The organism is Cupriavidus sp. 05T313 (genome assembly GCF_056396665.1).
This window is the reverse complement of the sequence record NZ_JBFTLX010000393.1, coordinates 1-8,149: the sequence shown is the minus strand read 5'-3', so window position 1 is coordinate 8,149 and position 8,149 is coordinate 1. Positions and strand designations below refer to the sequence as shown.

General features: G+C 64.2%; 6 protein-coding genes. 3 read left to right on the top strand and 3 right to left on the bottom strand.

Annotated elements, in window-relative coordinates:
- Positions 1 to 52: 52 nt before the first annotated feature.
- Complete coding sequence (locus AC1DKD_RS39530; protein WP_477144589.1) at positions 53 to 1,288, bottom strand: hypothetical protein; 1,236 nt, start codon at positions 1,286 to 1,288, stop codon at positions 53 to 55.
- The gene (locus AC1DKD_RS39525) at positions 1,285 to 3,624 is read right to left on the bottom strand and encodes a hypothetical protein (RefSeq protein ID WP_441629457.1); all 2,340 of its coding nucleotides are present in this window, start codon (positions 3,622 to 3,624) and stop codon (positions 1,285 to 1,287) included. The genes AC1DKD_RS39530 and AC1DKD_RS39525 overlap by 4 nt, the downstream gene beginning before the upstream one ends.
- A 284-nt stretch (positions 3,625 to 3,908) precedes the next feature.
- On the opposite strand from AC1DKD_RS39525, the gene AC1DKD_RS39520 reads away from it, so the two are divergent.
- Positions 3,909 to 5,441, top strand: a complete 1,533-nt coding sequence (locus AC1DKD_RS39520) for an MATE family efflux transporter (RefSeq protein ID WP_441629458.1) — start codon at positions 3,909 to 3,911, stop codon at positions 5,439 to 5,441.
- A gap of 37 nt (positions 5,442 to 5,478) precedes the next feature.
- Here the strand turns inward: AC1DKD_RS39520 and AC1DKD_RS39515 are convergent, their stop codons facing one another.
- The gene (locus AC1DKD_RS39515; protein ID WP_441629463.1) at positions 5,479 to 5,982 is read right to left on the bottom strand and encodes a MarR family winged helix-turn-helix transcriptional regulator; all 504 of its coding nucleotides are present in this window, start codon (positions 5,980 to 5,982) and stop codon (positions 5,479 to 5,481) included.
- 611 nt (positions 5,983 to 6,593) lie between these two features.
- Here AC1DKD_RS39515 and AC1DKD_RS39510 point away from each other — a divergent pair.
- Together AC1DKD_RS39510 and AC1DKD_RS39505 are read left to right on the top strand one after the other, a co-directional pair.
- Positions 6,594 to 7,055, top strand: coding sequence for a tripartite tricarboxylate transporter TctB family protein (locus AC1DKD_RS39510; RefSeq protein WP_045236286.1), 462 nt, complete (start codon positions 6,594 to 6,596; stop codon positions 7,053 to 7,055).
- 12 nt (positions 7,056 to 7,067) lie between these two features.
- Positions 7,068 to 8,149 (top strand): tripartite tricarboxylate transporter permease (locus tag AC1DKD_RS39505; protein WP_477144588.1); only part of this gene is annotated, 1,082 nt, incomplete at its 3' end.

Here is an 8,149-nt window from a genome sequence, read left to right as displayed (position 1 = left end):
AAGTACGAGTCCCCCGAGAAGGATGTAGAAGATCATCAGGTTCGGCGCTCCGTTACGATCTGGATTGCAAGGCCAGTATTTCCGCTGCCCGCGATAGCGATAGTTCCGGCCACGGCACCCCTTCGGTGGCGACAGCTTCCCCGCCGCCATGCGGATTTCCCGTTTCTGCGTTTCGTGCCGGCATAGGCCTGGTGGCATAACCGACCGATGGCGCACGCGGCGAACGCGCCGACAGCAGGCCCGGCTCGCGCGCGGCGACCAGCCATTCCACCATCGGCGTTGGCGAGCTGAGCCTGACGAAGAGTTGCGGATACCTGCCGACCAGTCGGGTCTGCGTTGCGGCGTCGGTCACGTCTTCGATGCGCTCCCAGCCGGCTGGCGTGCGTACCACGCCGATTGCGATGCAATCGGCCGGTGTTTCCTCGTCGGTGCCCAGCGCGTTCAGGCAGGCCAGCACGTCTTCGATGTAGCGTTCGATCGGCGGCCGGTTCTGCTTTCCCTTGACCTGGTCCACGCGGAGCGCGCCATTGGCCTGGATACTCACGCCGATCGTGATATGCGGATGTCCGCCGGCATCACGGAAGCTCACCAGGCGCAGCTGCTTTTGCGCCACCGCGCCGGCATACCGCTCGCCGTAGCCCCCGGCCAGCGCGCGCCGGTCGGCAAACTGCCCGAGGCAGTGCCGCATGACATAGCTTTCAAACGCCATTTCCGAGCGCAGCAGCGCACTGTCCGGCAGGAACTCCACGAACACGCCATTCGGCGTCGCCAGCAGGGTGCGCAGCGCCTCGGGCTGGCTCTGGCGCCAGCCACGCTCGATGCGCGTTGCCATCTCGGCATGTTCCTTGTCCCACAGCGCCAGCGCTTGCGGGCAGTTGATGCGGTCCAGCTTGCCTTCCAGGGCGGTGCCTTGGCGCGACGTCAGGAATTCGACTAGCCGCGCTTCCAGTGCCAGCAGGCGCGTATCGGCAGGATCGACCCAGACCACGGGTGCTAGCGGCGTTGCCGCTTCGCTGCTGCCCGCCTTGGCGGAGGCGGCAAAGCGGGCAACAATCCATTCCGGTACGGCCTCGGATTTCAGTATCTGCCGCGCATCGGCAAGCGAACCGATGTTTGTCGCCGGCTCGAAGTTGGCGACGAGATGGCGATAGAAGTGGTTAAGCAGCCAGGCGCGCACGGTCGCTTCGTCGCCTCGCGCCTGGCTGCGCGCGGCGATCCCCGACTTCAGCGCGCCGGCATTGAGCGCGTTGCGCGGCGCGTAGCCGGAGGTCCGCCTTGCCGCACTCATTTCCAGACTTGCCACCAGCTTTTGGCAGGGGCTTTGGCTTCGGTCCGATAGAGCGCCAGCTTTTCCTCAATCGCGCTGGCATCATCGCATTCGTATTCGTTGCTGCGCGGATTGAGTGCGAGGGCGCGCTCGTAGAGCGCGGCGGCCTCGGCCCGGCGATGCAGCCCGTGGAGCGTGTCGGCCCCCAGGCATACCATCCAGGACACCGGACAGGCTTCCACCTGGCGCGCGATGCGGCTCCACAATACCGACGCTTCTTCCGGGCAGCTATGCGCCAGGTTGAATGCCATCTGCAGGTGCACGCCCAACGCATCGGTGGACAAGTTGTCATCGTCCAGGCCTTCTTCCCGCTGCCATTTCACCAGGCGCTCCAGCCAGATCGGAATCTCGCGGTCGCGATCGAGTTTGTACAGAGCCTGGGACACCTCGCCCAGATAGTCGTTGGGGTCATGCCGGCTGTAGCCATGCTCGGCGGCGTAGTGCCAGAGCTGCTCGGCCGCGCTCACGATCCCTTCGGCATCCTTCATCGCGATCCGCACACTCAGCAGGCCGGCATAGTGTTCGGCAAACGGGCTGGCCGCGATGCCCCGCATATGCAGGTCGACGGCATCCTCATAGCGCCGCTCGTCGTAGCGATAGATGATGGCCAGGTTATTGCACATCATGGAGTAGAGGTGCGCGCAGGCGTCGTACGGATGCCCGCCGCCGCTCGCGAAATAGCGCTCCATGCACGCCTGCCCTTGCTCGTAGGCGGCAGTCTGCAACTTGATGAAATCGCGGTACGTCTCGTTGCGCAGTTCCGCGGGAACGCTGTCCAGGTGTTCCTCCAGGTAGCTCCCGATCGTGACCCCGAAGTTGTAGCCCCACAGCCCGCTCGGCAGGGAAGGATGCGGCAACTTCAGCGTCTGGGGCAGCCCGAGCGATTGCACTCGCGCATGGAACAGGGCGTATGCGGTACGGTTGTCGTCCATGCCGCCTTCCTGCGCCGCCGCATACAACAGCGCCGCTTGCGTGGTGGCATCGATGCGGCCTGCGCCGGCATCGTGCACGGCCGCCAGTCGCGTGATCCACGGATGGCGAGGCGAACGCTGCTCGGCCAGCGCGCGCGCGGCTGCGAACACTACCTGCATGGCCTGCGCACCATTTACTTCCCCAACGGCGCCAAAGAGCGCCTCATGAACCGGGGAGAGCGTCGGCAGATCCTGTCCGTCCTCTTGCGCCACAGAGATGAAACGCTCCAGCGTCTCGGCGGTATTGCAGGCCCGCATGGCGCACAATGGCCACCAGACGGAGTCGTCGTCCGCGTCGGCCAGACGCGCGTGAACCAGCCGCGCGGCGCCGTCCCACATCTCGGCTTCCAGCTGGTAAATGTGAAAGAAGGCCCGGCGGCCGGCCTCTTCAACGCGCCGGGCTTCGATCAGCCACGGCAGTTCGTATTCGATGAAGTCATCGCTGCCGTCCGAGGACAGGCCATGGCGCGCGGCGGAGCAAGCGTCCAGCGCGCCCGGCAAATCGCCTTGCGCGTGCAAGGCGCGCGCGGCGAGCCGGGCCAGCCGGACTTCCAGCTCACGGCGCTGCGGCAAGGCGCGGTCCGCCGTCAGCGCCGTTACCGCCTGCTGGAAGGCAGCCAGGCGTTCGGGCGCGATCGCGATCAGGGCGCCGCCCAGGCGCAGCCAGTCGTCTTCGTCGACGTCCTGATCCGCAGCCGCCGTCTGCAGCGCCAGGATTGCCGCACCGGCCGCTGCGCGCGCCTCGTCGTCGCTGCCATGACGCGACAGCGCCCACGCACGCCGCCGCTGGTAGTCGGCATGGTCCCACGCGCGGAAAGCAGCCCGCTGCGCGATGGCGCCGTCCAGTGCATTGCGTAGTTCAACCGTTTCCAGCGCGATGTCCAGGCTGCGCCGCTCCAGGCTATCGAATACCCGAAGCTGCCGGTACCGGTTCGCATCAAGGTCCGGCATCTCGGCAACGATGGCACGCATCTCTCCGAGGGCTTGCCGGGTGGGCTCTTCCTCGTCGAGGTAGTTGGCAATCTGGAGGCGATAGAGCGCCAGGTGCATGCGCAGCCCGGCCCGGGCCTCGCGCTGCGCGAGTGCCAGTACGGCGGCGCCGTCGTCGTTGACCACGGCCTGTGCAGCCGCGGAATCGCCCGCCCGCATCCACAGCGTGTGCAGCCGGTCAATGGATTCCAGTGAATCCGCCCGCAAAGGCCTGGCGCGCAATCTCGCCAGCAAATCAGCCGCTTCCGTTGAATTTCCTTCTTCGAGATCAGCTTCGAGACGGTCCAGGAATTGTTCCAGCTGAGCACCTGTCAGTGCATTGCCATTGATATCCATGAATTTTTTTGATTTTCTGGGAGAAACAACAAAAATGCCTAATGTGGCTGGAGGCGCCTGCTCCTCTCGAATGAACGAGGCGCCTGGGCCACGTCACGCATTGCGTGACGGCTGTGACGGCGACTGTTTACAATTGGCTTTCTGTCTGACGACACCTGCCGACAAAGGCTGTCAGGAAGGTATGAGATAGTGGCGCGCACGGGGCATTCCGATTGATATTGCTCCTGTCACCTGATGACACGAATGCGTGTCGGGCGCAATAAGAACACGAGACAAACTCGAACATGCCAACAAAATCCAAAGCCCAGCTGACCACGGGCCCGATCGGTCGCACTTTGCTGCTGTTCTCGCTACCGGTGCTGGGCAGCAATATCCTGCAGTCGCTCAATGCCTCGATCAATTCGGTGTGGGTCGGGCATTTTCTCGGCGAGGCGGCGCTGACCGCCACCTCCAATGCCAACATCATCCTGTTCTTCCTGCTGGGCGTGGTGTTTGGCATCAGCATGGCCAACACCATCATGATCGGGCAAGCCGTGGGCGCGCGCGACCTGGGCGAAGCGCGCCGCGTGGTGGGCACCAGCACCACCTTCTTTGTCCTGCTGTCGGTAATTGCCGCGGTGCTCGGCTATGCCTTCACGCCAGACATCCTTGCCGCCATGGATACGCCGGCCGATGCCAGGGCGCTGGCCATCAGCTACCTGCGCATCATCTTCCTGGCGCTGCCCTTCATGTACTTCTACAACTTCGTGATGATGACGCTGCGCGGCGCGGGAGATTCGCGCACGCCGTTCTATTTCATGGTGTTGTCGGTAGGGCTGGACGTGCTGCTCAATCCGCTGCTGATCTTCGGCATCGGCCCGTTTCCCGAACTCGGCATCGCGGGATCGGCGCTGTCCACGCTGATCGCGCAACTGGTGAGCCTGGCCGCAATGCTGGCGGTGCTCTACCGCCGCCGCCACTTCCTCGCGCTGCGCCGGCATCAGCTGGCCTACCTGCGGCCCGATACCGGCATCTTGCGCGCGCTGGTGGCCAAGGGCCTGCCGATGGGTTTGCAGATGGTGGTGATCTCGTCGTCCGCGATCGTGATGATGTCGCTGGTCAATCGCTACGGCTCGCAGACCACTGCAGCGTATGGCGTGGCCTCGCAGCTATGGACCTATGTGCAGATGCCGGCGCTGGCCGTGGGCGCGAGCGTGTCGTCGATGGTGGCGCAGAACGTAGGCGCCGGCTTGTGGGATCGCGTGACCCGCATCACGCGGGTAGGGCTGTTGTTCAACCTGTTGATGACGGGCGCGCTGGTTGGCCTGATCTACCTGTTCAACCGCCATTCGCTCGGCCTCTTCCTGCCCGATGACGGCACCGCAATCGGCATTGCGCAACATATCAACGCCATCGTGCTTTGGTCCTTCATCCTGTTCGGCTTCACCATCGTGCTGTTCGGCACCGTGCGCGCCACTGGCGCGGTGATGGCACCGCTGGTGATTCTCTTCCTGTCGATGTGGGTGGTGCGCTTGCCGTTTGCCTGGGTACTCGAGCGCACCATCGGCGCCGATGCGATCTGGTGGAGCTTTCCGCTGGGCTCGATCGTCTCGGTGACGCTGGCGGTCGCGTACTACCGTTTCGGCAACTGGCGCGCGAGCCATATCCTGCCGGCGGCACCCAGCCCGGCGCCGGAGCCGGAGTTCGCGCCCCAGGCACCCGACACCAGCATGGGCACGCCGTGCGAGGAGGCCCTGTCCACCGCTGGCGCCGGCAGCACCGGCGAGGCGGCGATGGCAGGCGAACCGCGCGAGGTGTCGAAGCAGGGCGCTGACTGAACGCACCGGTTGGCGGCGTCCGGCACGCCGCATTGCATCACTCCAGGACGGCCCCGTGTTCAGCGGGGCCGCTTTCACTTTCATTTCCCCTTGCCAGCCCGGCCAGCCAGCGCCGCACCACCTGCTCCTCCTGCTCCGTGAGGCCGGCGCGCAACTGCGCTTCATTCTGCAGGGCGCGCTCGCGGCACGTGGCCAGCAGCGCGGCGCCGGCCGGCGTCAGCACAATGTTCTGGATCCGGCCGTGCACCGGATGGGGCTGGCGCCGGATCGATCCGGCCTTTTCCAGGTTGGCCACGATCACGCTGACGGTCTGCGGTGTCAGCAAGGCGAGCCTGGCGAGATCGGCATTGGACAAGCCGGGATAAGCGCCCAGCATGGTCAGCACCACGAATTGCGGAGAGGTGACGCCGAGGTCCCCCAGTGCGCGCTCCATGCGCAGCCGGTTGGCGGCGCCGGCCTGGCGCAGCAGATAGCCGAGGTAGCCGCTTTCGCCGCGTTTGCCCTCGCCGGGACGGGGCACGCCGTGCGCCGCGGCAGTCATGGCGGGGAGGGGGGGCGGGCTAGGCGGGCGGCGCGAGGGGGGATGGCTCATGGATCAATACGTTTTGTCATGTTCGTGCTCTGACATTATCGCAGAGTCCGCCCCGGATGCTGCGGCTGCCACGCGCGGCGGCATGAAAGGCAATCGAAAGTTGTTTATGGCACCGTGCTTGCCGTGGTCAAAGCGGATGCATGCCGTCCGTGTTTTCTTGCCGCGTGTTCCACGTTGAATGCCTCGCGCTCGGTGCCCTCTGCCGGCAGCCGGCGCTCGCGTGTTCGTGCCAGGCGCCTATCCGATCTCGCGGTTCCTGGTGCCCTCCGGGCTTCCTTCCCTTTCAGTTCGCCTTCAGTTTCCCTTCGCTTTCCCTTCAGTTCCCTTTCATGCGTCTTTCGTTAATACATCACGGTGTGATGCATATTTTTTCAGGGAATTTCAGTGCGTATCGGTGAATACCCCTAAACCAAGACAAATGAAAGCAAGCTGAAAGATCGCCTCTCTAATGTTCGAGCCAACCTGCAGGGACAGCATCTTCCCTGCCGATCGAACCGCCTTCGCATGCAAGAGCCTGTGTGTGGAGGGCACTGCTTCTATGTACTTTGAGGAGAATCGTTTTGCGCATACGCAGCCAAAAGGACTTTGCCTCCGGCCTGATGTTCATTCTGGTCGGACTGGGCTTTTCCTTCGTCGCTCGCGGCTATTCCATGGGATCAGCCGCCAAGATGGGCCCCGGATATTTTCCGTTTCTGCTCGGTCTGGTACTCGCCATACTCGGTGCCTTTGTTCTGATCGGTTCGCTATCGAGCAAGGGGGAGAAGGATCAGCTCGCCCGCTGGGACCTGAAGACCCTGTTGTGGATCCTGGGTTCGGTGGTGCTGTTCGGCCTGCTGCTCAAGCCGCTCGGCATGGTGCTGTCGGTGTTCGTGCTGGTGCTGGTGTCGTCGATGGCCAGCCATGAGTTCAGCTGGAAGGGCGCGATCCTGAAYGCCATCGTGCTGGTGCTGATCAGCATGGGCGCCTTCGTGTACGGCATCAACCTGCAGATGCCGGTGTGGCCTGCTTTCATTACTGGTTAAGGAGTCGGCCATATGGAATTGATTGACCATCTTGCCTTGGGATTCTCCACGGCGCTGTCGCTGCAAAACCTGGCATACGCCTTCCTGGGCTGCGTGCTGGGTACCCTGATCGGCGTGCTGCCGGGCCTGGGGCCTCTGGCCACCATCGCCATGCTGCTGCCGGTGACCTACACACTGCCGCCGGTGGYCGCGCTGATCATGCTGGCCGGTATTTACTACGGCGCGCAGTACGGTGGCTCCACCACCGCCATCCTGGTCAACCTGCCGGGTGAATCGTCGTCGGTGGTGACCACCATCGATGGCTACCAGATGGCACGGCGGGGACGGGCAGGGGTAGCGCTGGCAACCTCGGGCCTGGGCTCGTTCTTTGCCGGCTGCGTGGCAACCCTGATCCTGGCTGCGTTCGCTACGCCGCTGTCGGAACTGGCGTTCAAGTTCGGTCCCGCCGAGTACTTCTCGCTGATGGTGCTGGGCCTGATCGGTGCCGTGGTGCTGGCTTCGGGTTCGCTGCCCAAGGCGGTTGCGATGATCGTGCTGGGCCTGCTGCTGGGTCTGATCGGTACCGACGTGAACTCGGGTGCCGCGCGTTTCTCCTTCGACATTCCGGAACTGACTGACGGTATCGACTTCGTCGCGCTTGCCATGGGTATGTTCGGCTTCGCTGAAATCGTCGCCAACCTGGAGCAGAAGGAAGACCGCGAGACCTTCACCGACCGCGTGACCAACCTGTGGCCGACCAAGGAAGACTTCAAGCGCATGGCGCCCGCGGTTCTGCGCGGCACGATGCTGGGTTCGGCGCTGGGCATCCTGCCGGGCGGCGGTGCTGCACTGGCTTCGTTCGCGGCCTACTCGCTGGAAAAGAAGACCTCGAAGTACGCGCATGAATTCGGCAAGGGCGCCATCGAAGGCGTGGCAGGTCCGGAATCGGCCAATAACGCCGCCGCGCAGACCTCCTTCATCCCGCTGCTGACGCTGGGCATTCCGCCCAACGCGGTGATGGCGCTGATGGTGGGTGCGATGACCATCCACAACATCCAGCCGGGCCCGCAGGTCATGACCAGCAACCCCGCGCTGTTCTGGGGCCTGATCGCCTC